This window comes from Paenibacillus caseinilyticus (genome assembly GCF_027533645.1).
GTDB lineage: Bacteria > Bacillota > Bacilli > Paenibacillales > NBRC-103111 > Paenibacillus_G > Paenibacillus_G caseinilyticus.
The window spans coordinates 1-26,501 of sequence record NZ_JAQAGY010000036.1 but is presented as its reverse complement, the minus strand read 5'-3'; the positions used below and the strand labels follow the sequence as shown (position 1 = coordinate 26,501).

At 56.5% G+C, this 26,501-nt stretch carries 24 protein-coding genes; 18 read left to right on the top strand and 6 right to left on the bottom strand.

Going from position 1 to position 26,501, the window contains the following annotated elements:
- Positions 1-134: 134 nt before the first annotated feature.
- Positions 135-1,154, top strand: a complete 1,020-nt coding sequence (locus tag O9H32_RS31120; protein ID WP_269869979.1) for a phosphotransferase enzyme family protein — start codon at positions 135-137, stop codon at positions 1,152-1,154.
- A gap of 703 nt (positions 1,155-1,857) precedes the next feature.
- On the opposite strand, the gene O9H32_RS31115 is transcribed toward O9H32_RS31120, so the two are convergent.
- Positions 1,858-2,541, bottom strand: coding sequence for a Crp/Fnr family transcriptional regulator (locus tag O9H32_RS31115; RefSeq protein ID WP_269869978.1), 684 nt, complete (start codon positions 2,539-2,541; stop codon positions 1,858-1,860).
- A 155-nt stretch (positions 2,542-2,696) separates the two neighbouring features.
- On the opposite strand from O9H32_RS31115, the gene O9H32_RS31110 reads away from it, so the two are divergent.
- A complete protein-coding gene (locus tag O9H32_RS31110; RefSeq protein WP_269869977.1) occupies positions 2,697-3,320 on the top strand; it encodes a LysE family translocator in 624 nt (207 codons plus the stop codon).
- Positions 3,321-3,441: 121 nt separating this feature from the next.
- Here O9H32_RS31110 and O9H32_RS31105 read toward each other — a convergent pair whose 3' ends face one another.
- From O9H32_RS31105 to O9H32_RS31095, 3 genes are all read right to left on the bottom strand, one after another.
- Positions 3,442-4,056 carry a superoxide dismutase gene (locus O9H32_RS31105; RefSeq protein ID WP_269869976.1) on the bottom strand — a complete coding sequence of 205 codons (615 nt, stop codon included), beginning with the start codon at positions 4,054-4,056 and terminating at the stop codon, positions 3,442-3,444.
- 125 nt (positions 4,057-4,181) lie between these two features.
- Positions 4,182-4,361 carry a hypothetical protein gene (locus O9H32_RS31100; RefSeq protein WP_269869975.1) on the bottom strand — a complete coding sequence of 60 codons (180 nt, stop codon included), beginning with the start codon at positions 4,359-4,361 and terminating at the stop codon, positions 4,182-4,184.
- A gap of 120 nt (positions 4,362-4,481) precedes the next feature.
- On the bottom strand, positions 4,482-5,237 hold the full coding sequence (locus O9H32_RS31095; protein WP_269869974.1) for a hypothetical protein: 756 nt from the start codon (positions 5,235-5,237) through the stop codon (positions 4,482-4,484).
- A gap of 236 nt (positions 5,238-5,473) precedes the next feature.
- On the opposite strand from O9H32_RS31095, the gene O9H32_RS31090 reads away from it, so the two are divergent.
- From O9H32_RS31090 to folE, 9 genes are all read left to right on the top strand, one after another.
- Complete coding sequence (locus O9H32_RS31090) at positions 5,474-8,647, top strand: S8 family serine peptidase (RefSeq protein ID WP_269869973.1); 3,174 nt, start codon at positions 5,474-5,476, stop codon at positions 8,645-8,647.
- Between the two features lie 280 nt (positions 8,648-8,927).
- On the top strand, positions 8,928-9,365 hold the full coding sequence (locus tag O9H32_RS31085; RefSeq protein ID WP_269869972.1) for a GNAT family N-acetyltransferase: 438 nt from the start codon (positions 8,928-8,930) through the stop codon (positions 9,363-9,365).
- A gap of 264 nt (positions 9,366-9,629) precedes the next feature.
- Positions 9,630-10,181 (top strand): DUF402 domain-containing protein, encoded by a 552-nt coding sequence (locus O9H32_RS31080; RefSeq protein ID WP_269869971.1) that lies wholly within the window; start codon positions 9,630-9,632, stop codon positions 10,179-10,181.
- A gap of 1 nt (position 10,182) precedes the next feature.
- Entirely contained in the window at positions 10,183-10,779 is a 597-nt protein-coding gene (gene lepB / locus O9H32_RS31075; protein ID WP_269869970.1) for a signal peptidase I, read from the top strand.
- Positions 10,780-10,812: 33 nt separating this feature from the next.
- A complete protein-coding gene (queG, locus tag O9H32_RS31070; protein ID WP_269869969.1) occupies positions 10,813-12,054 on the top strand; it encodes a tRNA epoxyqueuosine(34) reductase QueG in 1,242 nt (413 codons plus the stop codon).
- The gene (locus tag O9H32_RS31065) at positions 12,032-12,565 is read left to right on the top strand and encodes a methylated-DNA--[protein]-cysteine S-methyltransferase (protein ID WP_269869968.1); all 534 of its coding nucleotides are present in this window, start codon (positions 12,032-12,034) and stop codon (positions 12,563-12,565) included. The genes queG and O9H32_RS31065 overlap by 23 nt, the downstream gene beginning before the upstream one ends.
- Positions 12,562-13,590: an HD-GYP domain-containing protein gene (locus O9H32_RS31060; RefSeq protein WP_269869967.1), complete on the top strand. Its 1,029-nt coding sequence runs from the start codon at positions 12,562-12,564 to the stop codon at positions 13,588-13,590. Before O9H32_RS31065 ends, O9H32_RS31060 begins: the two co-directional genes overlap by 4 nt.
- A gap of 78 nt (positions 13,591-13,668) precedes the next feature.
- Entirely contained in the window at positions 13,669-13,884 is a 216-nt protein-coding gene (locus O9H32_RS31055) for a YneF family protein (RefSeq protein ID WP_269869999.1), read from the top strand.
- 83 nt (positions 13,885-13,967) lie between these two features.
- Positions 13,968-14,558 carry a GTP cyclohydrolase I FolE gene (gene folE, locus O9H32_RS31050; RefSeq protein ID WP_269869966.1) on the top strand — a complete coding sequence of 197 codons (591 nt, stop codon included), beginning with the start codon at positions 13,968-13,970 and terminating at the stop codon, positions 14,556-14,558.
- Positions 14,559-14,927: 369 nt separating this feature from the next.
- Here the strand turns inward: folE and O9H32_RS31045 are convergent, their stop codons facing one another.
- Positions 14,928-15,953, bottom strand: coding sequence for an alpha/beta hydrolase (locus O9H32_RS31045; protein WP_269869965.1), 1,026 nt, complete (start codon positions 15,951-15,953; stop codon positions 14,928-14,930).
- Positions 15,954-16,473: 520 nt separating this feature from the next.
- On the opposite strand from O9H32_RS31045, the gene O9H32_RS31040 reads away from it, so the two are divergent.
- Positions 16,474-17,217 (top strand): IclR family transcriptional regulator, encoded by a 744-nt coding sequence (locus O9H32_RS31040; protein WP_269869964.1) that lies wholly within the window; start codon positions 16,474-16,476, stop codon positions 17,215-17,217.
- A gap of 225 nt (positions 17,218-17,442) precedes the next feature.
- On the opposite strand, the gene acnA is transcribed toward O9H32_RS31040, so the two are convergent.
- On the bottom strand, positions 17,443-20,148 hold the full coding sequence (gene acnA / locus O9H32_RS31035) for an aconitate hydratase AcnA (RefSeq protein ID WP_269869963.1): 2,706 nt from the start codon (positions 20,146-20,148) through the stop codon (positions 17,443-17,445).
- A gap of 244 nt (positions 20,149-20,392) precedes the next feature.
- On the opposite strand from acnA, the gene O9H32_RS31030 reads away from it, so the two are divergent.
- From O9H32_RS31030 to O9H32_RS31005, 6 genes are all read left to right on the top strand, one after another.
- Positions 20,393-21,418, top strand: a complete 1,026-nt coding sequence (locus tag O9H32_RS31030; protein WP_269869962.1) for an amidase domain-containing protein — start codon at positions 20,393-20,395, stop codon at positions 21,416-21,418.
- Between the two features lie 118 nt (positions 21,419-21,536).
- On the top strand, positions 21,537-22,685 hold the full coding sequence (locus O9H32_RS31025) for a D-alanine--D-alanine ligase (protein ID WP_269869961.1): 1,149 nt from the start codon (positions 21,537-21,539) through the stop codon (positions 22,683-22,685).
- A 103-nt stretch (positions 22,686-22,788) separates the two neighbouring features.
- Positions 22,789-23,106, top strand: coding sequence for a hypothetical protein (locus tag O9H32_RS31020; protein ID WP_269869960.1), 318 nt, complete (start codon positions 22,789-22,791; stop codon positions 23,104-23,106).
- A 123-nt stretch (positions 23,107-23,229) separates the two neighbouring features.
- Positions 23,230-24,222: a UV DNA damage repair endonuclease UvsE gene (uvsE, locus tag O9H32_RS31015; protein WP_269869959.1), complete on the top strand. Its 993-nt coding sequence runs from the start codon at positions 23,230-23,232 to the stop codon at positions 24,220-24,222.
- Between the two features lie 99 nt (positions 24,223-24,321).
- A complete protein-coding gene (fabI, locus tag O9H32_RS31010; RefSeq protein WP_269869958.1) occupies positions 24,322-25,089 on the top strand; it encodes an enoyl-ACP reductase FabI in 768 nt (255 codons plus the stop codon).
- Positions 25,090-25,289: 200 nt separating this feature from the next.
- Positions 25,290-26,150 (top strand): inositol monophosphatase family protein, encoded by an 861-nt coding sequence (locus tag O9H32_RS31005; RefSeq protein WP_269869957.1) that lies wholly within the window; start codon positions 25,290-25,292, stop codon positions 26,148-26,150.
- Positions 26,151-26,501: the final 351 nt, after the last annotated feature.

Below are 26,501 nucleotides of genomic sequence, written 5' to 3'. Positions count from 1 at the left end.
GTTTTTTAGTATCTTTTTAGTAGCAAGCGTTCTTTCCCTGTGCTGGTCTCGACAGGGGTGTTATGGTAAGGGAGAGACTAGCCCCCTGCCGGGAAAGAGGCCGAGCAGCTGGACAAGGGAGAGATGCCTTTTTGATGAGATTAAGCCGAATCGCCGATGTGGTCCGTACGCTGGACGGGAAGTGGAAGAGCCCGCTTGCGGATAGGGCAGTAAGCCTGTGGCCGCATGAGCCGGGCACCGCCGTGAATATCCGGGTGAGCGCCAATGCGGTCTTCCGTTACCGCGAGGAAGGGAAGGTGCGCTTCCTGCGCCTTACGGATGCTGATGACCGCAGCATAGAGGTGCTGGAGGCTGAGCTTCAAGTTCTACAGCAACTGGCGGCGGCGCAAGAAAATGGAGCGTCTATGCGGGCAGCACAGCCTGTGCCTTCCTTAGCCGGGCGGATGGTCGAGGTCTGCGATACGCCTTGGGGAAGCTGGCACGTGTGCGCCTTCGAAGGCTTGCCAGGCCGGCACCCGGACAGCGGCAGGATGACACCCGCCGAGTATACGGCCTGGGGAGCTGCGCTTGGCCGGCTGCATCAGGCGCTGAAAGCCCTGCCCGGCGTTGTGGCGGACGCCCGTCCCGATTGGCGGGAGCTGCTCGGCACGGCAGAGCTCACTCTCGCGGGGGAAGCCCTTGATGTGCGGCAGGAGCTCGCTGCCGTGAGAGCGAAGCTGAACACCTTCGGGGAAGATCAGGAGCAGTACGGGCTCATCCACTATGACTTCGAGACGGATAATCTATTATGGGAGGATGAGGCCGTCGTAGGGATCATCGATTTCGACGACTGCTGCCGGCTCTGGTATGAGGCGGATATCGCTTACGCCCTCCGGGATCTGGGGGAATCGGGGGGTTCGCTAGAGGGTCCCCTGTACGGGGCTTTCATCCAAGGGTACCGGCAGGAATCGGCGCTTCGCGAAGAGGGGCTGTCCGCGCGTCTCCCCTGGTTCTACCGCTTGCATCGCCTGCTGAGCTTGGCCAGGCTCCTCCGTGCTGTTGATGTGGAAGCCAGGCAGCTGCCCGAATCGCTGCAAGAGCTGCATACGAAGCTGCAGCGGCTGATCGGTCTGTACCGGCAGGAAGCAGCGGGGCTAGGGGGAGCCGGGATCTGACCCCATGCCTCTTGAGCTTCATCCGCAGATAGCGCTTCTAACAAAACACCTCCGGCTCCCTGTAAGGGGTCAGGAGGTGTTTTGTTAGATTGGCTATGGCGGCGGATCGGTTCACTATGAGCCTGGACATCAGGGAATGCGATGGCAAGGGCCGGTAGAATGCGAGCGCCAAGGCCCCGAGTCCGAGCTGCGAGGCCGAACGGATGGGTTCAAGGCTCGTGCCCGTCATTTCGAGTGTATGCTTCGGAACGGATGTGCAGGATTCTTCGAGAAGACCCGCGAATAGTCCCCGGAGTTGGGGATATTCCCCGATGAGAGCGTCAAGGCAGCAGCGCAGTCTGTAGACGTTAAGCCGTGCATGAGTCATTTGACTGCATAGGCGAGCTTCAGATCTTCGGAGCGGGCTTTGTGGGCTATACCCAGCAGACGTACTTATCTTATTTGGCGAAACGTTTGGAATGATAGCCCCCACGCGTTGAAGCGAGGAGTAGCTGGTAAGGGTAGAGAGCAGAGAGAAGAACAAGGCGAGTTCGAATCCGCAAAGAATCTTGGCACGGATCGTCAATCGGAGATGGAGCGTCGTTCGTGGATTGCATAGTGCGGCTCATCCTCTCGGCAGCAGTGACTACGCTTAGCGGAAGGCGAGCAATGCCTATATAGGAGACGGGTGGAAACCGGATTGCCGGTGGCAGCGCCGCAGTTCTCAGTAGATAAGCTTTGCCATCCGTTCGGGGTCTTTTACAAGAATATACTTTTTGTCGATCGTGATGATATCGTCCTCCTGCAGCTCCTGCAGCACTTTCGTTACGGATTCGCGCACCGTGCCTACCATGTTGGCGAGCTGCTGGTGGGTCAGCTTCATATTAATCAGGCTTCCGCTGGAGCGGGGCAGGCCGTGTTCTTCCGCCAGCTTGGATATCACCTTAATCGTCCGCGTGCGTACATCCAGGAAGGTGAGATTATAGATTTGTTCGTTGGCTTTGCGCAGCCGCTCCATGGTCACTTCAAGCAGCCGCATGCAGAGCTTGGGACTGTGCTCCATGAAGCCTGCGAAGTCCGAGCGCATCAGCGTATAGATCGAACAGGGCTCGAGCGTCTCGGCCGCGGCGGACCGCAGCAGCCCTTTTTGGATCAGCGACATTTCTCCGAAGAAATCCCCTTGGCGGAACAGGGAGAGGATGATCTCTTTGTTGTTGTCGATCCGGTAAATCTTGACGACACCGCTGCCGATCAGATAAAATTCATCACCGGGGTCTCCCTCCAAAAAGAGGATGGTGCCCTTCTTGAACTTGCGCTCTTGAAACAGGGGGGCGACGGACTCGAGTTCGGCGGCGGACAAATCCTGAAACAGCGGGACGTTCTGCAGAAGCGGGATCAATTTGCTCATGAAATAGAGTTCACTCTTTTCCGGTCGTCTTCTTGTGTGTAGGATAGAATACCTATAATTATATCGGTCTTCTTGTCAGGCGGCTAGAATGGCCGCGAATTCTATAGAAAACTTTATACTTCCCATCTCCATACCAAGGAAAGAAGTGAACTGCATTGGATCCTGGTTACCTGATATCTTTCACGGCGGTTGCCGTCTTATTGACTCTGGCTCCCGGCCCCGACCTGCTCTTCGTCATCGCGCAGAGCCTGGCGAACGGGAGAAGGGCCGGCATAGCCACAGGCCTTGGCCTCAGTACGGGAGTCGTGGCCCATACCTTCGCCGCTGCTCTGGGCCTTTCGGCACTGCTGTATAATTCCGTCGTTCTCTTCCAGCTCGTGAAGATCGCCGGGGCGGCTTATCTGCTTTATCTGGCGTGGATGGCCTGGCGCGAGGGAACGCAGGCTTCGGGGCTCGCCAGGCCTCCGGTGCAGCCGGCCTGGGCGTTGTTCCGCCGGGGGATCCTGATGAATGTGCTTAATCCCAAAGTCTCGCTCTTCTTCCTGGCACTGCTTCCGCAGTTCGTCACCCCGGGCGGCGGACAGCCCGCCATGCAGATGCTGGTGCTCGGAGCCCTGTTCCTGGTGCAGGCGATGGTCATCTTCACGCTGGTGGCCCTGTGTTCGGGCTGGCTGGCACGCAAATTGACCGGCGGCAGCGGCATGCCGCCGTGGATTCACAAGGCCAAGGCGATACTGTATGCGGCGCTTGGCCTGAGGCTCGTATTCTCGCAGCGGTAGCGTAGAGGCGGAAAGGGGCTTCCCCGCTCCAAAATCCAAGATATGAACGACAAAAGAAGACCCGTCCGGATGGCTCCGGCGGGTCTTCTTTTGTCGTTCGTGTATACGCTGATTCCGTGAATTACTTCACTGCTGCTTCGTAACGTTTGCCGACTTCTTCCCAGTTGACAACGTTCCAGAAAGCTGCGATGTAATCAGGACGTTTGTTCTGATATTTCAGGTAGTAAGCGTGCTCCCATACGTCCAGACCGAGGACAGGCGTTTCGCCTTCCATGATCGGGCTGTCTTGGTTAGGCAGGGAAGCTACTTTGAGCTTGCCGTCTTTGGTTACGGACAGGAAGGACCAGCCGGAGCCAAAACGTGTTGTAGCCGCTTTAGCGAAATCTTCCTTGAACTTATCGAAACCGCCGAGTTCCGCGTTGATCGCGTCAGCCAGCTTGCCGCTTGGTGCGCCGCCGCCGTTCGGTCCGATGGTTTCCCAGAAGAGGGAGTGGTTCGCATGGCCGCCGCCGTTGTTGCGTACGGCAGTACGGATGCCTTCAGGCAGAGCGTCGAGGTTCGAGATCAGCTCTTCCACGCTTTTGGATTGAAGATCGGCATGAGCTTCCAGCGCAGCGTTCAGGTTCGTTACATAAGTGTTATGGTGACGATCGTGGTGAATCATCATCGTCATTTCGTCAATGTGGGGCTCAAGTGCGTTGTTGGCATAAGGCAGTGCCGGTAATTGATGTGCCATCTTCTAATCTACCTCCCGCAAAGTATAAGTTTTCCAAGATTTATTATCGCCTATATTCCATATAAAATCAACATGTATGTATGTTAAGTGTTCGTGACTAGGAGAAAGGCGTACAGCGGATGTCTCTATGACCCGCTGCGTCGTTCAATCTCGTGAATGATTTGCCCCAGTATGGCTGTACCCTGTGCATTCAGCCAGGGCGACATGTCGCTCATGACGCGCTGATGATACTGCAGCTCTTCGCTCGTCCACTCCTTCGTCTTCTGGTCGTTCAGCTCGTAGATCGGGCGGATGGCTTCCGTCATGTCAGGCCCCTCCTTCGTCCAAGTAGTCGGCTCATTGCGCATTACCGGATTATTCTAACTCGGCCCGCTCTCTTTTATGCAAAAGGGCGGGCCGGTTCCATCCTCTGAGAAAAGACGGCTTCAGCCGGAGGACCCGGAACTGGAGCTGCCGACGCCTCCATGGGAGCCGGAGCTGCCCGAGGTGATGCCCGAGGATGCTGCGGGGCGGGATGGGGCGCCGGACTGTAACGAACCGCCGCTGCCTGCAGAGGTGTTCCCGGTGGCGGAGCCGGAGCTGTCGGTACCTCCTGCGGCTGCCCCGGCAGCACCGGCGTCTGCGGCCCGTGACGCCGGTGCTCCTCCCGCTGTCCCCGTTGTTCCCCCAGCAGGGGAGCCCTTCCCGGCTGCTGTACCGGACGGAGCACCGTCCGCCGCAGGGCTGCTCTTGTTGAACGATCCGGTACGCTTCGTTGTATCGGGAGCAGGCACGGCCGGAGCGGGGGCGGCGCCTGCGGAGGGGGCGGCCGTAGACGGCGATGAAGGGGCGGGCGCGGCTTGAGTGCCCGGGCTGCGGCGGTAATACGGGCCAGCCCCTCCATAGTAATGCGCGCTTCCGGATGAATCTACCGATCCGCTGCCATCATCGCAGCTGAGGTCCCGGTCGGCATCGGGACAGGTATCGGCAGGCGGTGCCGGGGGTGCGGCGGATGATCCGCCGGACGTTGCGGACGGCAGGGCACCGCCGGAAGTGGAAGGGGAGACAGGAAGCGAAGGCGCGGGCCGGGCCGGAGAGGCGGCCGGGGTACAGCCGGCTCCGGCCGTCAGCGTGGCGGCTACGAACAGCGTGAACAGTTTGGGATGGCGGCGCGTGGACAGGGAAGCAGGTTCAGGTTTCATAGGAATCGCCCCATTCTGGTAGATGATATGGCCTGATAGGAAGATACTACGCCAGACTTGCCAAAAAGTTCCTTTATTTTACAATTTCGAAGTGCCCGGGCGTCTGGTTTCTAAAGCTTTCCTGAAATCATCAGGGGATCATTGCCAGAAGTAGCCGCTCCATTTATACTATTGTATGGAAACATTTAGTAGAGTTTATGTCTGTATTACAGTTATAGATGGAGGAGGGAACCGCTATGGACGGGCCCAAACAACGACTCGCCTGCGCAGGATTGGCGGCGGCTCTCGTGTTGTCGCCTTTTTTGTCGTGCACAGCCGACGCAGCGGCCGGAGCCGTACTTCCGGAAGTGGAACCGGCGACGGCGAAAGAGCTGGAGATTCCTGCCGCTCCCCCGGAGATTGTGCCGGGCAAGGTGCTCGTGAAATACAAGAGAACGGCCGAAGCCCCGCACGGGGCTCGTATGCTGAAAGCGGCGGCGCAGGGCAGCAGCACGGTAACGGTGCCTGTGCAGGAGCGGGAGAACGTCTCCGAAGCTGTGGAGAGGCTCTTGAAGGATCCGGAGGTCGAGTACGCCGAGCCTGTGTACCGGTTTCATTACACGGACCTGCCTTACCGTCCTGCCGAGCCGGTAGAGATGCGGTCGCTTCTCGGTGCCCTGAAGGGCAGCAGCACGGCGGCGGAAGCCAAGGCTTCCAATGATCCCTATCTCGAATATCAATGGGGGCTGTCCGTTACCGAGCTGACGTACGGATGGTCGAGAGTGCGGGAGAATACCGCCCGTGAGCCTGTGACCATCGCTGTGATCGATTCCGGTGTCCGGGCGGATCACAAAGATCTCAGCGGCGTGCTGCTGCGGGGATATGACGTCAAGAACCGGGATTGGAATCCCGAGGACGAGAACGGGCATGGCACGATGGTGGCGGGTCTGGCGGCAGCGGTTATGGACAACGGTCTGGGCATTGCAGGGGCGGCCGGGCCGGGACCCGTTCGCATTCTGCCCGTGAAGGTAGGGGGGAGCGGACGCTCGGACATCGAGAGCTCGGATGTGGCCGAAGGCATCTACTGGGCTGCGGACAACGGGGCGGACGTGATCAACCTGAGCCTGGGCATGTCGGCCGAAGTGCAGGCGGTCAAGGATGCGGTCCAGTATGCGCTGGGCAAAAAGGTCGTTGTCGTAGCAGCGACAGGTAATGACAGCAACCACTGGGTCGGTAACGAAGCGGGGAATGTACTGAGTGAGGAAGAGGCGGCAGAAGGTGCCGAGCTGCCCCGCAAAGTCTACCGTACCCTGTTTCCGGCGAGTATGCCGGGCGTGGTGGCGGTGGGCTCTGTGACACGCTTGGAAGGAAGCCGGCTTACGATCGCCGACTTCTCGAATATCGGCAAGGTCACCATCACCGCTCCCGGCACGTCGATCTACTCGACCTTACATACGGCTGCGGATGCGATAGGTATCGGCGACGGCACCTCCTTTTCGGCGCCGCTTGCTTCCGGGCTCGCCGCTCTGCTCAAGATGCAGAACCCGGAACTGACTTCCGCTGATGTAGAGCGGATTCTCGCCCACACGGGCAAGAGTGTCGAGATGCCGGAGTCCAAAGGGGGAAGTACATACGCTGCTTCAGCCTACTACGGCGGCGGGCTCCTTAACGGCAAGAATGCGTTTTTGAAGCCGCGTTTGCGGTTGTCGGCAACCCGTTCTTCGGGCAGCAGCCCCGGGCAGTCGCTTCTGGAAGTGAGGCTGTGGGCAGAGGACGACAGGGGCCGCGCAATCGTCCCGGAGGCCGGTAGCGATTCCAAGGAGCCGGTCCGCGTAGTGCTTACCGGCCGTTCCGTTTCGGGAGAGACCGTGACGCGGGACGTCTATCTTGGCCGGACACTGGAAGAGCCGATGGCCGATGAGGAGGTCTACCAGCTTGAACTGCAGGCGAAGCTGCCGGAGGAATGGGCTGACCGGTACGTCCCTGCAGCGCCCCTCGTCCTCACGAAGCGGCCGGGTGCCCCGGAAGCTTTCCCCGCTGCGGGCAGTTATACGGGTAAGCAAAGTGTCGTGCTGAAGACGGCGGCGGCGGGTGCCAGACTCGTCTACGGGTTTGCGGGCAGTACCGCCCTGTATGATTACACCGGACCGGTCACATTGGACGAGAGCCGTACCCTGGTTGCCTATGCCGTCAAGAATGGGATCTCGAGCGAGCCCCGAAGCTACAAATATACGATTAACGGAGAGGGCTCGACGTCGGACGGCAGCAGCAACCGCTCATCCTCCAGCGCAGGCAGAACTCCGGCCTCTGGGGAAGGAAGCGTCCCCGTCCCGGTGCCGGTTACGATTGCACCGCCCAAGGAAGAGTTGAAGGAGCGTATTCTTTCGGCCAAGGGCGCACCGGTGACGGTCGATGTGCTGGATAAGGGAACCAGCGGATGGGTGTTTGAATTGGCTGGAGAAGTATGGAACCTGGCCAAGCAGACAGGCACCAAGCTTATCTTACAAGGGAATGGTTTTTCCTTTGTTTTTCCTCCCGGGGCCTATGCTGTCAAGGATGAATCCAAGGTGAGACTCCGTGTGGTTTCGGTTCCCGAGGTTCCGGGCAAACCCGGGCATGCCGTACTGGCTTCCCCGGTCTATGATATTCGGCTGGAGGCGGACGGTGAGGAGCTGGCTTCCTTCGAGAAGCCGGTACTGGTTACCACCGATTTCGAAGAAGAGAAGATCACTGATCCAAAACGTTCGGGAGCGTACCGCTACCAACCGGAAAGCGGAGTATGGGAGTATACGGGGGGAAGATCGGAAGAAGGCCAGTTCCGGGTCGAGCTCCAGCGCTTTGGCCGGTTTGCCATTATGCAGTGGAACCGGCAGTTTGCCGACCTGGAGGGGCATTGGGCGCGTACTGCCGTCGAACGGATGGCAGCCCGAGGCGTAGCGGACGGGATGACCGATACGGAGTTCGCTCCCGATGCCGAAGTGACGAGGGCCCAGTTTACGGCGCTCCTCGCCCGTACGCTTCAGCTGCCGGAATCCGGAGGGGCGGAGCTTCCCTTTGGAGACGTACCGGCAGATGCATGGTACAAGGCGGCGCTGCAGAAGGCCTTGGCCGCCGGGCTCATCAGCGGGATGAGCGATACCACATTCGCCCCTGATGCCCGGATCACCCGCGAGCAGATGGCGGTCATGCTGGCGAATGCACAGGCCTATCGGGATCGTCCGGGGAACGGAGCGGTATTGGCGGGGGTGGAGACCGTGTCGTTCAGCGATATGGGGGAAGTCAGCCCCTGGGCGTCGGAAGCGGTGAGGAAGGCGTCTAGTGCGGGCCTATTGGAAGGCATGCCGGATGGTTCGTTCAGACCGGGCTTCTATGCCTCCAGGGCACAGGCCGTTACGGTGCTGTACCGTTTGCTGGATCCGGATGTGTCATAGAAGAGATGAAGCAGGCCGCTTGCCGGGACCGGAGTCCCGTAAGCGGCTTTTTGTCCGGTGTACAGAAAGGTAACCTAACCTGCAGAGCTCGTTTTAGAACTCTCAGTACAGCGTCAAAAAGTGATAATGTTCGTGAAAACGCTTCAAATAAAGCGTTTTCAGAAGATATTCAAAATAATGTGAAGATTTTTTGCGTTTTTTAAAAGATTAGGCAGGAATTTGGACGGATTTGTCGTATTTTACTATGATACCAATCTCAGTGGCGGGGAGAGTTCGACTTATGCTTGTGGGTTCCTACCAGGTTCGTTCGTTTCAATTGTCCGATTATGTAACGGTGACTCGCCTTCTTGAAAGTGTGCTGACGGAAGAATGTTACGAAGAAACGATGGAAGCATTTGCGAGACAACTGTCTTGGGACAGTGAATTGGTTTTGGTCGCAGAACAAGAAGGGGCGATCGTCGGCATCATCGTCGGTACGATTGATAACCACAACGGATACTATTACCGGATAGCCGTAGAAGCGGAGCATCAACGCCGGGGCATCGGGCAGTCTTTGATCGAATCCCTGCGCCAGCGCTTTATCGGGCGGAAGGTTCGCCGCATTCTCGTTACCGTAGATGTGCATAACGAAATGGTGCTGCCGGTGTATGAGAAGGCCGGCTATCAAGACGGGGATTTTTCCCGTACGCCTCACCGGCTCAGTATAGTAAACGGATAGAACCCCCACCTGCGGAACTTCAATGAAAGTGACGATATAAGCATAACCGGAAGGCTGCGGCTGTTTCGGGAATGCTTTTTTTGTTGTTATTCTATTAGAAATGCGTTTTTATTGGAGGGCTCCCCTCTTCTCCCTTGAAAGCGGAACAACATAAGTTTATGCTAGTAGCAAGATTCTTACATGTACCAACGAAAACGATAGAATTTCAGCATACGCAGAGCGTACTCGCCACCAAGGCGGTCCGATGCAGAAGGGCAGGCACTCATGGGAGCATTTCATCCATATTTGATCAAGAGCTTCAAGCACGATGGGCACCTGCACCGGATGTGGCTCAAGAACTGGCTCGTTCCGGACGATCTCCTGCACGATACCCATCGGGCCGAGTCGATGCTCGTGCTGATCAACAGCCAGACGAAGATCGTGGAGGCCGACGGCAAGGAATGGGTCAGCCGGATACCCGGAATTTCTTTTTTTATACCGAAGATGTGGTTTAATGTGGTGGCGCTGATCGAAGAGCATGGCGTCCGGTATTACTGCAATGTGGCGTCTCCGCCTTATGTGAACAACAGCATTATCACGTATATTGATTATGACCTGGATGTCATCCGGATGCCGGCGGGTGATATTCATGTGGTCGACCAGGATGAATACGAGCAGCATAAGACGCTGTACCATTATTCTTCCATTGTAGACGGGAAGGTCAAGCAGGGACTGAACGCGCTGCTTGCGAGAGTCCGGGCGGGTGAAGCCCCGTTCAGGGATGACCTTGTTATGTTTTACTATGAACGATGGAAAGAATATGGGGCGGAGGGGTAGCATGGGGCTGCTTCCTGCCGAGGACGGGAAAGGGGAGCGGGCGGAGCGGCAGAGGGCTGCTGTTTCGACCGGCGAGAGTTCCCTTCGTGAAATATGGAAATGGATGAAGCTGACCATTGCGGTTCTGTTCATCGTTGTCTTTATTCACGAATATTTTTTTCATTTCTCCACGGTGCGGGGGATCTCCATGGAGCCAACCCTGGAAGAAGGCGAATGGCTCTTCATTAATAAGACGCTCCGGTTCGGAGGCTCCCTGCAGCGCGGGGATGTCATCGTAATCCGCCGCCTGTCTGAGGCCGGGCAGCCGTCCTTCCTTGTGAAGCGTGTGGTTGCTGTCGCAGGGGATGAAGTGCATATCCGCGAAGGGAAGCTTCTGGTGAACGGAGAAGCCTTGCCGGAGCCCTATACCCGCTCTCCGATTGTGGATGGCGAATTCGAACCGTATACGGTGGATGAGGGGTATTTGTTCGTCATGGGAGATAACCGCGGCCGTTACGCCAGCAATGACAGCCGCAGCTTCGGACAGGTGCCTCTCACCGAGGTAGTGGGCAAAGCCGAATGGATCGTATGGCCGCTGGAGAAGTGGCATCGTCTGTGAGTGGTTTATACATAGGAAGGGAGAGGTAGGCGCATGAAGCCTCAAGAAGATCAGCATAGAGACCTGCCGCATGCCGCCCCAGCCTCCCTGCCGGCCGTCAGTTCGGATCCGTGGAAGAGGCTGAGGGAGAAGCTGCGAAGCGCCGCCCCCGGACTCGGCATCGACAAGATCGGCTTCGCTTCGGCGGAGCCGTTCGCGGAGCTGAAGGACATCCTGGTCCGGCACCGGGAACAAGGGTACGAGTCCGGCTTCGAAGAGCGGGATATTGACAAGCGGGTGAACCCGTCGCTGACGATGGAGTCGCCCCGCTCGATCATCTCAATCGCGGTCGCCTATCCTTCGAAGCTGAAGAACCCGCCGCGTTCCGAGCCAGGGCGTTACCGGGGGATCCTCTCCCGCTCCGCCTGGGGAACCGACTATCATCATGTCCTGCGAGACCGTCTGCAGCGGCTGGAGGCTTGGATCCGCTCGGAGGTGCCGGGAGCGCAGACGGTCTCCATGGTCGATACCGGCGTCCTTGTCGACCGTGCCGTCGCGGAGCGGGCCGGGATCGGTTGGGTCGGCAAGAACTGCTCGGTCATCACGCCGGAGTGGGGGTCCTGGGTATATCTCGGCGAGATTGTGACGAATGTACCGTTTCCGGCGGATCAGCCGGTGTTGGACAGCTGCGGGGATTGTACGCTGTGCATCGATGCCTGTCCGACGGATGCGCTGGTGGGTCCGGGCCAACTCAATGCGCAGCGCTGCGTATCCTATCTGACCCAGACCAAGGGCATCATTGAAGATGATGAATTGAAACGCAAAATCGGCAACCGGCTGTACGGCTGCGATACCTGCCAGATCGTATGCCCGAAGAATAAAGGCATGGATGCAGATCATCATCCCGAACTGCAGCCGGACGCTGAACAGGTCAAGCCGCTGCTGGTACCGCTGCTGCAGATGACGAACCGGGAGTTCAAGGAGAAGTTCGGCTCAAGCGCCGCATCCTGGAGAGGCCGCAAGCCGATGCAGCGCAACGCCATTCTGGCCCTCGGCAACTTCCGGGACCGGGAGGCCCTGCCGGAGCTGCTTCGGGTTCTTCGGACCGATGAGCGGCCGGAGATTCGGGCCACGGCTGCCTGGTCGGTCGGCCGAATTGGCGGCCCAGAGGCGGAGCAAGCCTTGGCGGAGGCTCTGATGCGGGAGAACGACGAATCGGCTCGGCGTGAGATCATGAAGGCGCAGGGACACCATAAGGGGGAGACAGAGGCACATGACGGTCATCCGGTATCATGAAATGGAGTCCCCCATCGGGATCCTGACGCTGGGCTGCAGCGAGAAGGGACTGTGCCAGATTGAATTCGGCGCTTATGGGGACCAGGAACACCGTCTGCTGGGTTGGTCCCGGCGATATTTCGGCACAGAAGCATGGCGCAGGGAACCAGGGGCGCTGGCCGCTGTGGAAGATCAGCTGCAGCGTTATTTCGCCGGGGAGCTGCGTACCTTCGATCTGGAGCTGGATCTCCGCGGCACTCCGTTCCAGCTCCAAGTGTGGCAGGCTCTGACCGGGATTCCCTACGGCGCGGCGCATTCGTATAAGCGGGTAGCCGAAGCCATCGGATCGCCTAAGGCGGTACGGGCTGTGGGCGGAGCGAACAACCGCAATCCCGTGCCGGTTGTCGTGCCCTGCCACCGTGTCATCGGGGCGGCCGGAGCGATGGTGGGCTACGGAGGCGGATTGGACATCAAGACCTTCCTCCTTGGCCTGGAAGGTTTTGCGCCGGAGGCGGGAGGAGAGCTGATATGAGATACGTACATATCGAGAGCGTAGAAGCAGGCCAATACCTCGGGAGGACCATCTTTACGGCCAATGGGTCCGTGCTTCTGTCCGAAGGGGTGCAGCTTACCGTATTTATGATTAACCAGCTCATCCGCATCGGCGTCACGATGATCTACATCAAGGATGAGCAGTTCAACGATATCGAGCTGAACGAACTGGTTTCGGAGGAAACGAAGCGGGCCGTGATGAAGCGGATGACCGATACGTTCCAATCGATCCGCTCCGGCAAGGATTTTAATACAAAACACATCAACCTCAGCATCGACTCCCTGCTGGAAGAAGTTATGCAGAACAAAGAGGTGATGGTTCAGCTCACGGATATCCGTACCGAGGATAACGCGATGTATGTCCATGCGTTGAACGTTTGTATGATGTCGGTGCTCATCGGCATTCAGATGGGCTTGTCGGCGGCTCAGTTGAGGGAACTTGCGATCGGAGCGCTGCTGCATGACGTGGGCAAGCTCGAGCTGATTACGGATGACGAGAACAGGGATAAGCGCCGCCATCATACTTGGCGGGGGTTCGAAGTGTTGAAGAACAAGCGGGAGCTCAGTCTGCTCATCGCCCACGTTGCTTTCCAGCATCATGAGACGATGGACGGCGAGGGTGTGCCGCGCCAGATCCCCGGAGAGGAGATCCATGTCTATGCACGGATCGTGGCGGTCGCCAATACGTATGACAACCTGCTGTACGATGCGCGCAGCGGCAAGCGCGTGATGCCTCACGATGCTTGTGAACGGATGATGGTGCTCGCCGGCCAGAAGCTGGACCGGGAGATCGTCATCCAGTTTCTTCGTACGGTGTCCGTGTATCCGACCGGCATTTCGGTCAAGCTTACGACGCGGGAGACCGGGGTTGTGGTCGGCCAGCACCGTGGGCTCCCGGGGCGTCCGGTAGTCCGGGTGGTGAAGGGGAGCGGGGACGATTTGGAAGTCAAGGAAGTCGATCTGGCTAAACTGACAACCGTTTTTATTGAGTCGGTCCTCTTGTAAGAACCCATTTGTCCTTGCCCGGAAGGCATGCTATGATAAGGAAATCTAAATTTAACGGTAGAGGTGAAGGAAGCAGTCATGTGGGGATATGTCGTTACCGCGGTAGTCGCTCTTCTAGTCGGGGGTGCGGCCGGATTTTACATTGGGGTTATGTACCTCCGCAAGCAGATGGAGAAGATGCAGAGCAATCCGGAGATGCTCCAGCAGATGGCCAAGCAGATGGGGTATAACCTCAACAAGCAGCAGATGGTGAAGATGCAGCAAATGATGAAGAAACAGAAGTTTCGTCCATAATAAGGGCTGAGGCTCCCCCGCAATGAAGGTATGCTTTGTCATAGGGGATCTCCTGCCTAAGGGCGAATGAGGAGGGACAGGCCATGCCGGCCAAAGAATACAGGAATACCCGCGTAGCCGAGAACCGCGAACAGATCGAACATCATGTCCGCGAGATTCTTCGGCTGGTCGGTGAAGATGTGGACCGTGAAGGATTGGTGGACACCCCGGCACGGGTAACCCGCATGTATGAGGAAATTTTTGCAGGCTATGAAGCCGACGTGAAAGATATTCTGGGTGTGGCATTCGACGAGAAGCACGAAGAGCTTGTCATTGTGAAGGATATCGTCTATTACAGCCAATGCGAACACCATATGGCACCGTTCTTCGGCAAGATCCATATCGGTTATATTCCCAGCGGCAAGATCGCCGGATTAAGCAAATTCGCGAGGCTGGTCGAAGCGGTCACCCGGCGCCTGCAGGTTCAGGAGCGCATTACTTCGGAACTCGCGGATATCATCGAGAGCGAACTGGAGCCGCACGGCTGCATGGTCGTCGTCGAGGGCGAGCATCTTTGTATGTGCGCGCGGGGCGTCAAGAAGCCGGGCAGCAAGACGGTCAGTTCGGCCGTACGCGGCGTATTCCGCAGGGATCCGTCGTCCCGGGCGGAGTTCTTGTCCTTGATTAAGGATTAGCCCGGCCGTAAGCAATCAAGAGGCATGTATAGCAGAAGCGCAGAGCCATTCCCTTTGGGGAGCGGTTCTGCGCTTTTTTTGAATTTATCTCTCGCCAGGGCTGCGATCCTGTAAGCTTATATATCTTATAAACGCGCACCGTCCTTAAAGGACGGCAAAGCCGTTTATCTTGTCCGCTGCGGAGCGGTACTCCCAACGGGCACCACTTCCGCCTCCGTATCTCCTTCGGGAGTCCGAGCGTCCTGAGGCCCCCGCACACAGACAGCATGAACCTCAAAACCTCCCCGTAAGTTCCGTAGCAGTGAAGCGGAAGAAACGCCGGTCCCCAGTTCCAGGAACATCGTAATCGGGGAGGCTTTGGGGCATGGATTAGCGGCTGTGGCCGTACTTTACGACTTCCTCTGTCGTGGTCGAGAGCGTCTGCAGAAACCCTGTGGTCATTTGCAGATATTCTTTTTTGTGGGCCCGGTAGATCAGCTCGTGTCCGTCTTTCTCGAGCAGCCACAACTGGGAGCCGGAAGCGTCCTTTTGCTGCTGATAGATGCTCTCTACCATGTTCCATGGAGCCTTCAAGTCCTCTTTCCCGTGAATGAAGAAGATCGGCATCTCGTACTTGGTTTCCTTCACCGTCTGATAGGGCACTTGATTCAGGCTCACCCCGTTCAGGAGGGGGAAGAACATATGAACGAGCGGCTGGGAGAATTTCGGAAGATTCGCTACCTGTTTCATATTATGATACAAGGTTTCGGGTTCAAGAATGAACGTGCTGTCCAGAATCATCCCGTCGATGTCCTTGGTCTGCAGGGCAGCCTGCAGGGCGGTGCCGGCTCCCATGGAGAAGCCCCAGACATAGACCCGTTCGGCCCCGCGGTCTTTGGCATATTTGACGGCACCGAGCAGTTCCTGGGACTCGCGGAGACCGCCGGTTACGTTCCAGTCGGGCTGGACGTAGCCGTAATCGAACATGACGACATTGAAGCCCATCCGGTGGGCGGCTTTGGCGAGTTCATAGATCGGGACCCAGATTTCTTCGCGGTTGCCGCCGTATCCGTGAGAGAAGACTACGGTTTTGCGGCTGTTCGCGGCCTGCAGCTCGGCAGGGATATACCAGCCGGAGAGGGTGGAGGAACCGTTCAGACTCGGGAAGGTTACATCTTCATATGCAGTACCGATCGACAATGCCGGAGTGGAGCGCAGAGGATCGATATGCGGACGCGCCAGCGTCCAGGCGATATAAGCGTGAAATGCCATCAGGAGGCTGAATAAGAGCAGGATAACGGACAGCAGGGCAATCAGCAGGCCTTTATGCCGGCGGACAAAAGTCGTTCGTCTGACAGCGGTTTCAACGGTGGTGGTGGGTGTAAGAGGTACGGGTGAATACGAATTGGATTCCATAAGCGGATCCCTCCCAAGAAGTGAGCTGAGATGACTGAGTGCGGCGGACGACGCAGGTAGGGCCCTGATCCACTTCGATCCTGGCAGCTTTCAGTCCGGTAGGCCGGAAGGGAGAGGCTGTTGCAATCGGCTGGGAACATTCCATGATAATAACAGTTGGAGGACTCCATCCTGATTCCCACGAGAGCGACATAAGGGAGCTCGGACAACGCCTGCGGGAAACAAGCAGCGGGCGCGGATTCTTTTTCCTATATATCGGTTGGAGGTGGAATTTGTAACACATAAAGGCTGAATAATCAGATAATTTACTTCTATTTCTATAGTATAAGGACGGGGGCTTCCCGTCAATGTTCGTCGAAAATTGTAAACGACCTGTAATCTTTCCGTAATATTCTGTATGTTAGGAACAAAAAGGGTTTGGGTATAGGGAGATAGCAGTGGAAACGATATAGGAAAATGAACAAATATGGGCTATAATAGATTTCAACTAGTGAAACGTTATTTCGGGGAGTGAAAGAGTATGGAAGATGGCAAATTAACGGTCCGGGCGGTCGAACGAGCCCTTGATATTCTGCTTTGCTTCACGGATGCAGACGATCTCAGCCTGACGGAAATCTCTGCCCGGGTCGGTCTTCACAAGAGTACGGTGCATCGGCTCCTGGCTTCGCTGGAAGGCAAAGGCTTTATTATTCGGCATCCTGCTTCGGAACGGTACCGTCTCGGCTTCCGGATCTGGGAGCTGTCTGCGAACCTCACCCACAGTGACGACCCGGCTGTCATCCTGCTGCCGGAGCTGGAGCGTCTGCGGGACCAGCTCGGCGAGACGGTCTCGCTCTACGTGCGGGACGGCTTTGAACGCGTACGCGTTCAGGCCGTACAGAGCAATCAGGCCATCCGCCGCGTCGCCCCGATCGGAGCCCGGCTGCCGCTCTACGTCGGCGCCTCGAGCAAAGTGCTCGTGGCCTTCGCCGGGGCGGCCGAGCAGCAGGCGCTGCTCGAGGATCCGGCTTGGCCCCGCGCCGTAGACCCCGCCGCCTATGCGCAGCAGCTGGCGGAAGTACGCGCGCTGGGCTACGCGACCAGCGTGGAAGAGCGCGAACCCGGCGCTGCCGCCGTCTCTGCGCCGGTCTTTGACCGGGCAGAGAAGCTGGTCGCCGCGCTCGCGGTGTCCGGCCCCTCCAACCGGCTGACGGTGGAGCTCATGAAAGAGCATGCGCCGGTGCTCACGGAAGCCGCCCGGCGCATGGGCAAGATGCTGCGCTGAGCGGCCTTGGCCATTCGGTGTGCGAGCGGTATGCTTGCCTTCGGGCAGGCTTTCCACCGACGGGGCACGGCTGGCGTCTTCCTTGCTTTCCTTCTCCCCCGAATGAACGCATCGAATGAATGTATTAAATAAAAAGGGAACTTACCAAAAAAGCCTTGAGCTCTCTCCTGTCGGAAGAGAAGCCCAAGGCTTTTTGGTATGGCGTCCATCGTGGTTAACTTAAGCTTAAGCCATGATCTGGCGAAGTACGGTTTGGAGGATACCGCCGTTACGGTAGTAGTCCACATCCACGTAGCTGTCGAGACGGGCAATGACTTCGAAGGAGAAGCTTGTGCCGTCTTCGCGGGTTACGTTGACCGTTACTTTTTGACCCGGCTGTACATCGTTGCTCAGACCGACGATATCGAACGTTTCGGTACCGGTCAGGCCGAGTGTGCTCCAGCCTTGGCCGTCTTGGAACTGCAGCGGAAGTACGCCCATGCCGACGAGGTTGGAGCGGTGGATCCGCTCGAAGCTTTCGGCGATGACGGCTTTGACGCCGAGGAGGAACGTACCTTTGGCAGCCCAGTCACGGGAGGAGCCGGTGCCGTACTCTTTGCCTGCGATAACAACGAGGTTCGTGCCCTGTTCTTGATACTTCATGGAAGCATCGTAGACGGACATGACTTCGCCGGTTGGCAGGTAAGTCGTTACGCCGCCTTCGGTGCCCGGGGCCACTTGGTTACGAATCCGAATGTTCGCGAAGGTACCGCGCATCATCACATCGTGGTTACCGCGGCGGGAACCGTAGGAGTTGAAGTCTTCTTTCTTCACGCCGTGCTCCATCAGGAATTTACCTCCTGGGGAATCCGGCTTGATGTTACCTGCAGGCGAGATGTGATCCGTCGTGACGGAGTCGCCCAGCAGGAGCAGCGTTTTGGCGCCGCGGATGTCGGCAATGTCGTTCAGATCCGGACCGAGGTTCGCGAAGAACGGCGGGTTAGCGATATAAGTGGACGCATCGTCCCATGCATACAGTTCGCCTTCCGGTACGTTGATCGCGTTGAAGCGCTCGTTGGAACGGAATACATTCGCGTATTTTTCGCGGTACAGGTCTGCGCTCATGCCCTGTGTGAACGCTTCGGCGATTTCTTGGGCCGTTGGCCAGATGTCTTTCAGGTAGACTGGCTCGTTCTTCTGGTCATAGCCGATCGGCTCGTTCGCAAGGTCGATGTCTACTGTGCCGGCGAGGGCGTAGGCTACGACAAGCGGAGGCGATGCCAGGTAGTTGGCTTTGACCTGAGCATGCACACGGCCTTCGAAGTTCCGGTTACCGGACAGAACGGCAGCGACCGTCATGTCGTTGTCGGCGATAGCGCGGGATACTTCGTCCGGCAGCGGACCCGAGTTCCCGATGCACGTTGCGCAGCCGTAGCCTGCCACGTGGAAGCCGAGGGCTTCGAGGGACTCGAGGAGGCCGGCTTTGCGCAGATACTCCGTTACGACCAGGGAGCCTGGCGTCAGGGAGCTCTTCACGTAGCCTGGCTTGCGCAGACCGCGGGCTACGGCTTTCTTCGCCACGAGGCCTGCTCCGAGCATTACGCTTGGGTTGGATGTATTGGTACAGGATGTGATCGCCGCGATCACGACCGCGCCTGTGCCCATTTTGCTTACTTCACCGTTCGCATGCGGCACATCTACGACTTCGGCGATCTTCTCGTCGGACAGGCCGTAGCCGCCTTTGTCGATCGGCGTGCGGAGAATGCTGTTGAACGATTCCTTCATGTTCGTCAGCTCTACGCGGTCTTGAGGACGTTTCGGACCCGCCAAGCTTGGTACGACCGAACCGAGGTCAAGCTCGAGCACGTCGCTGAATACCGGATCCGGCGTATCGTTCGTGCGGAACATGCCTTGCGCTTTATAGTAGGCTTCGACAAGAGCGATTTGCTCTTCGCTGCGGCCTGTATTGCGGAGGAAGTACAGGGACTCTTCATCAACCGGGAAGAAGCCGATCGTTGCGCCGTATTCCGGTGCCATGTTAGCTACCGTGGCACGGTCTGCAAGAGAGATGTTGCTGAGGCCAGGGCCGAAGAACTCGACGAATTTGCCGACCACGCCTTTTTTACGGAGCGTTTGCGTAACCGTCAGGGCCAGGTCTGTCGCCGTAGCGCCTTCGGACAGCGTTCCGGTCAGTTTGAAGCCGACAACTTCAGGCGTTACGAAATAGAGCGGCTGTCCAAGCATACCGGCTTCCGCCTCGATGCCGCCGACACCCCAGCCTACGATGCCGAGACCGTTGATCATGGTGGTATGGGAATCCGTACCTACGAGGGAATCCGGGAATACGAATTCTTCGCCGTTGATTGTACGGGTAGCCGCAACGGACGCGAGGTACTCGAGATTTACTTGGTGAACGATACCCGTATCCGGCGGAACCGCACGGAAGTTGTCGAACGCGGTTTGAGCCCAGCGCAGGAAGCGGTAGCGCTCTTCGTTGCGTTCGAACTCGATTTTTTCATTGAATTCGAGAGCGTCGCTGGAGCCGAACGCATCTACCATGACGGAGTGGTCGATAACGAGGTCGACCGGTACGAGCGGGTTGATCCGCTTTGGATCGCCGCCTGCGCGCTTCATGGTGTCTCTCATTGCCGCCAGGTCAACGACTACAGGTACGCCGGTGAAATCCTGAAGCACGATACGTGCCGGAATGAACGGAATTTCTTTATTCGGATCGCGGTCGGAAGCCCAGTTAGCGATTTGCTTGACGTGCTCTTCCGTGATCGCTTTGCCGTCGAATTGGCGGAGAGCCGCCTCGAGAAGAACTTTAATCGAAAAAGGCAGATTGGATACTTCGCTGCCCTGTTCCTGGAACGCCTGGAGGCTGTAGTAGTTGTAAGTCTTGCCGCCTACTTCCAGCTGCTTGCGGACCGAGAATTGGTCTTGGTTAGACATGGTAGCTTGTTCCTCCTTCATGATATGAATCAGCCGCTTTGCTCCCGTTCCACTACGTGAAACACGATTTCAAAATTAGCTTTACTAACAGTATACAATGGGAGACCCTTCCCGTAAAGATCGAATTCGTTCATTTTTGTAACTCTCCGCGCATACGCTGGGACTACAGCCGCCCGTCTGTTCTCTTCTGCCCGGCTCGTCCGATCGGGCGCTTCCTATAATGTAAGAAAGGGGCTGCAATCCTTTGACTTGGAAAACGACTCTCTACGATTATGTACATCACCGTAACCGGATGGACATTGAGAATGCCGTAGAGCCGATGCTGCCGTTTGTGAACGATGAGTCCTATTTGGCCGCCCAGCAGTCCAGGCTTGCCCGCCGCTGCGACAGTGACAAGGAGAGAGGCCTGCTTCCCGTCAAAAGCGAAACGCGCCTTTCCATCCGGCAGACCGCGCCATATCAGAACGGTCTGGCCGCCGATTGCATCCTAAGACGGGTGACTGTGGGGCAAATCCGCAGCGACGCTTACGAAGAACAGCGGGTTGAGCATGAACGGATTTTTTTGGTCCCCGCCTCTGATGGGGAGGAGTGGATCATCCGCAGGATCGAGCCGATACAGGGGGAGCAGAGACTCCGCTTGAAGCAGACGGCTCCGGGGGCCCTCCTGGAAGCCGAGGATGAATTCGAGGGAGCCGGCCTGATGCGCGCCCCCTCGGTACCCTTGCTCAGCCCGGGAGTACTGCCATACGCTGGAGGAGCCGTACGCCGGCCCTACAACCGGGAAGAGGCTGTCCGCTACGCCAACCGCTGGTGGGATGGGAGCAATCCGGTTTATATTGCCTTTGAAGTGGACTGCACCAGCTATATCTCCCAATGCCTCTTTGCAGGGGGGGCGCCGATGAACTATACTGATAAAAGGGATTCGGGCTGGTGGTATAAAGGCAGGCTCGGCGGCCAGGAGCTGTGGAGCTTTTCCTGGTCCGTTGCGGAGAGCCTGCAGTTTCACCTGAGAACAAGCCGCAGCGGACTACGGGGACAAGAGGTGTCCTCCGCGGCCGAACTTGTACCGGGCGATGTCATTGCATATGACTGGGATGGAGACGGCAGATTCCAGCACAGCACGATCGTCACGGCCAAGGACGCGAACGGCATGCCGCTCGTCAACGCCCACACGGTCAGCAGCAAGCACCGGTACTGGGATTATACCGATTCACATGCATGGACGGCGCGGACACAATACCGCTTTATTCATATTTCCGACTCATTATAATGACGACGAAGCGCCAGCATCCCTTTACCGTAGGTAGGGTTCGCTATTAAGGGCGGGCCCATGCACTCTTTTATGGATTAATGTTATTGGAATCGACTTCACTAACCGGAGGGTATATATGAGCAAAATACGCGTGGGCCTGATTTACGGAGGCAAATCCGGAGAGCATGAGGTCTCGCTCCAGACCGCACTCGCCGTCACGAAGGCCTTTGACTTAACCAAATACGAGGTTCAGCCTTTTTACATAACCAAGGAGGGCCAGTGGCGCTCGGGCCCGCAGCTGACGGCACCTGCCGAATCCGTGGCCGCCCTTACTTTCGGATCGGATACGGCTTCCGCGGATCCCGGCTCTTTTGCCCTGCAGCCTTTGTTCGCTTCTTCCTCGGCAGCTTCCGCCACGCAGGCGACTATTTCTTCCGTGGACGCTTCTTCATCCGCCGCCGCACCGCTTGACGTCGTACTTCCTTTGCTGCACGGAACCTTTGGCGAGGATGGTACGATTCAGGGATTGCTGGAGATGGCGAACATTGCCTATGTAGGAACAGGCGTCCTTGCTTCTTCCGTAGGCATGGATAAGGTCATGATGAAAAAAGTATTCGCCCAGGAAGGCTTGCCGCAGTGCGTATTCCGTCACTTTACGAAAAGCCAGTGGGAGAAGGATAATGCTTTCTTCATTATGGAGATCGAGATTGCCGTCGGTTATCCTTGCTTCGTCAAACCGGCGAACCTGGGTTCGAGTGTCGGAATCAACAAAGCCCGCAACCGCGAAGAGCTTCTTAGCGCCATCGGCGAAGCGCTCCGTTATGACCGGAAGGTGATCGTGGAAGAGTTCATCGAAGCCCGCGAGCTGGAAGTGGCCGTGCTCGGCAACGATGAGCCGCAGGCTTCGGTCGTCGGCGAGGTGGTATCGTCGGGCGAATTCTACGACTACAAGGCGAAGTACATCGACGGGAAGTCCTCGATGATCATCCCGGCAGAAGTCGCAAGCGAGGTATCCACGCGAATCCGCGATTTGGCGGTCCGGGCGTTCCAAGCGATCGACGGAACGGGGCTCTCCCGCGTCGATTTCTTCCTGCGCCGGGATAACGGTGATATCTACATTAATGAGATCAACACCATGCCGGGGTTCACGCCTTTCAGTATGTACCCGCTGTTGTGGAAGGCAACCGGCAAGCCCTACAGCGAACTTCTCGATGATTTGATTCGGCTGGCGATCGAGCGTCACCAAGAGAAGCAGCGTCTTCAATATTCATTCGATATCACCTAAGCTTTGCTGCAGGCCGCCGCTTCTATGCTGCGGCTTGCTTCGTTTCATCCCATCCCTTATGCTAGGAATACAAAGTATGCCATTTTGAGGGAGGCGTCGGTCTATGGGATTCCAAACCGAATTCAATTCCGTTTGCAAGTTTAAATCGGAGCAGGAGCTGTACGAGCTTCTCGAATACGGCCGGGGCAAAATGGTCAAAAGCGGCTTTCGGGTATTTCCCGCCGGTCAGAAGGTAGTCGCATACACACCGCAGAATCAAGCGATTGCCATCGTGAAGATTCTGGCGTCCATTGCGGAAATTAACTTCCAGGGCGAAGAAGTGACCCAGGTGGAGATGGAGCTTGTGCGCAAGTTGACGGAGGAAGAAGCGAGGGTCCAGACGGCCTTAGCTCACGAAATGTTTTTCGGAGAGCAGGAGTAGTCGCCGATTCAGCTCGGTTTTATAGCAAGACCTGCAGCAGGCCTTTCCTGACTAATAGGAGAGGCCTGCTTTTTGTTTTTGGGCATCCTAAGGCCAAAAAAACGGCCAAGGAGCGTGGGGAAATTGATCGTCCGGTTGGGTTATGTAGCCATGTCCGTTGTGGTGAAGAATGCTTCACCTTCAAAAACGATGACGTACACGCATTTTGAAAAGCTGGGAGACCGGGAGGCCGCCATCCGGAAACTGGAACGCATCTCTGCAGAGAATATCCATAACACGCTGCGGCTGCTTAAGCATAACCGGGCGCATGACATCGAAATGTATCGGATATCCTCGAAGCTTGTTCCGTTACTGGGACATGAAGCACTAGGAGATTGGGATCCGATCGAACGGTTAGCCGCCGACTTTACTGCGTTGGGTGAATATGCCCGCAAGAATCGGATGAGGCTCTCCTTTCATCCGGATCATTTTACCGTGCTGAGTACACCGCGGCAGGATGTCCTTCGCAGTTCGAGAGCTGATCTTGAGCGTCATGTCCGCATGTTGGAAGCCATGGGCCTGGATGCCTCCGCGAAGTGCAATATTCACGTCGGCGGGACTTACGGCAACAAGGAGGCTGCCCGTGCCCGGTTCATCGACAATTTTAGCGAGCTGCCCTTACGGGTCCGGGAGAGGATCACATTGGAGAATGACGACAAGACGTTCAACATGCTAGAGACGCTTGAGATCTGCGAAGAAGTAGGGGTTCCGATGGTGCTCGATATACATCATGATGCGGTTAACCCCGGTGAGAGTTCGGCTGCTGACTTATGGCCGAGAATCAGGAAGACCTGGGAGGGACAGAAGGAGCAGAGTGAAGAGGGCATTGTACCCCAGGATTTGCCGCCCAAAATCCATGTCTCCAGTCCCAAAAGCGAGAGTGACCCGAGAGGGCACGCCGACTATATCGAAAAAGGGAGGCTGCTGTCGTTTTTACGTGCGATCGCACCGCTTACCCCGAGGCTCGACATCATGCTAGAGGCCAAGGCCAAAGACGGGTCCCTCTTCAAGCTGATGGAGGACCTTGGGCAGGAACCGGGCGTTACACAGTTGTCTCAAGCCTCATTTGAACTGTAGAACAGGAGGTGACCAAACTTCTCTTGAAACTTCTGGCAAAATGCGGTACCGTGAGGAAAGATTAGGGTACGAGCCTTTAAGACAGGGGGACGTTATGCTATGGGTTTGGTTGCCGGCAAAAATATTGTAGTGATGGGCGTCGCGAATGACCGCAGCATCGCATGGGCCATCGCCCAGTCATTGGCAGCTCAAGGGGCAAGACTGGTTTTCACGTACGAGAATGAACGGGTGGAGGAGAGGGTTCGTAAACTGGCCGATACCATCCCGGGATCCGTTATCCTTCCATGCAATGTGACTGTGGATGAGGATCTGGAGCGTCTTGCGGGGAGCTTGAAAGAGCAGTTCGGCGCACTTCACGGAATTGTACACAGTATTGCCTTTGCCCGGACGGAAGAGCTGGAAGGCATGTTCGTGAATACATCCCGAGACGGGTTTGCTTTAGCGCATGATGTCAGTGCATACTCTCTTGTCGGCGTAGCACAAAAACTTTATCCGCTGATGACTGAGGGCGGAAGCATTATGACAATGACTTATCTGGGTGCCGAAAGAGTACTCAAGAACTATAACGTTATGGGGATCGCCAAGGCGGCACTTGAATCCAGCGTCCGTTACTTGGCGAACGACCTCGGCCAATTCAATATTAGAGTGAATGCGATATCTGCCGGACCGATCCGGACTCTGGCAGCGAAGGGCATTAAGGATTTTAATCAGATTCTGCGAAACGTTGAAGAAAAGGCGCCGCTGCGCCGGACGACCGAGACAGCGGAAGTCGGAGACACGGCATTATTCTTGATGAGCCCACTCTCGCGGGGCGTAACCGGAGAAGTAATACACGTCGACAGCGGCTATCACATCGTTGGAGTATAGCCATATCCCGGACCGTCCCTGTCTATTGCAGCCAGGATGGTCTTTTTTATTGGTTTTGTCACTGACGCTACACCAATTTGGATGAAACGCCATAGCCAATCGTTCGTATATTCAATATACTAGTTATATAGCAGAAGATTTGCGCCAGAGATGGTTGAGAGTATGGTTTGATTCAATTCCACAAAAGGAATGATACAGTTATGTCTACATCCAATATTCCGGCATTTGCCGTAGGCAGTAAGAGCTTTACCGCGGTAGCGATTAATACGGCCTCCAAAGCCGGTGAGTGGATCCAAAGCAAGGTGGGGGACTTTACTAGTCTACATACGAAGTTTTCCGCACAGGACCTGGTCACGGAAGTAGACAAAGGTGCTGAGAAGATGATCCGCAACCTGATTCTCACACATTTCCCCCATCACTCGATTCTGGGCGAAGAGGGAGTCGAACCTGGACCGGAGGCTTCCCGATTAGCATTGGAGCAGTTCAGCGAGGCCGAATATTTGTGGATCGTCGATCCGCTTGACGGTACGACGAATTTTGTGCACGGGTTTCCTTTCTTCTCCGTATCCATTGCCTTGGCTCACAAAGGTGAAGTCATCGTCGGGGTCGTTTATAATCCGATCCATAACGAATTGTATGTAGCCGAGAAGGGCAAAGGCGCCTACCTGAAAGGGAAGCGGATGGAAGTTTCTTCAGAGAAGAATTTAAGCGAAAGTTTAATTGCCACTGGTTTCCCGGCAGATCGTCTTGGGTCTCTTCCAGCTAACCTCCGGGGCGTGCAGGCACTCAGCCCCAAAGTAAGGAATATCCGGGTGGCCGGGTCTGCGGCTCTGCATATGGCCTATGTTGCTTCTGGCCGGTTAAGCGGATTCTATGAGATTGGCTTGAATTCATGGGATATGGCTGCAGGAGCGCTGCTAATAGAAGAGTCCGGGGGCAAAGTGACGGACACTTTGGGGAATCCGTATCATCTGGGTGTCCGTCATGTGATAGCATCTAACGGGCACATTCATGATGAGCTCCAAAAAGAACTGGTCGAAGCATCGGCTACCGGCTTCTGATATCAATGTACAAACACAAGCTTGCCGGCTTGTGTTTTTATTTTCCATGCTTGCAATATAGCTTGGTACATGCTATATTGTTCTTCCGGCCAAATGAGGTCAGGAAATGTGAATTGAAAAAACAAAAAGATTTCAAAAAAAAGCTTGCATTTAGAATTGGATCTGTGGTAAATTACAAAAGTCGCTTTTGAGCTTATGCGAAAAACAAGTCGAAATGCGGCGAAAAAGATTGCCCTTTGAAAACTGAACATCGAGTGAGTGTTAAATATAGAAGCTCAGCAATGAGTTTCTGCCATGCTTCAAAATGAGCAAGTCAGCTTTTCTTTAATGGAGAGTTTGATCCTGGCTCAG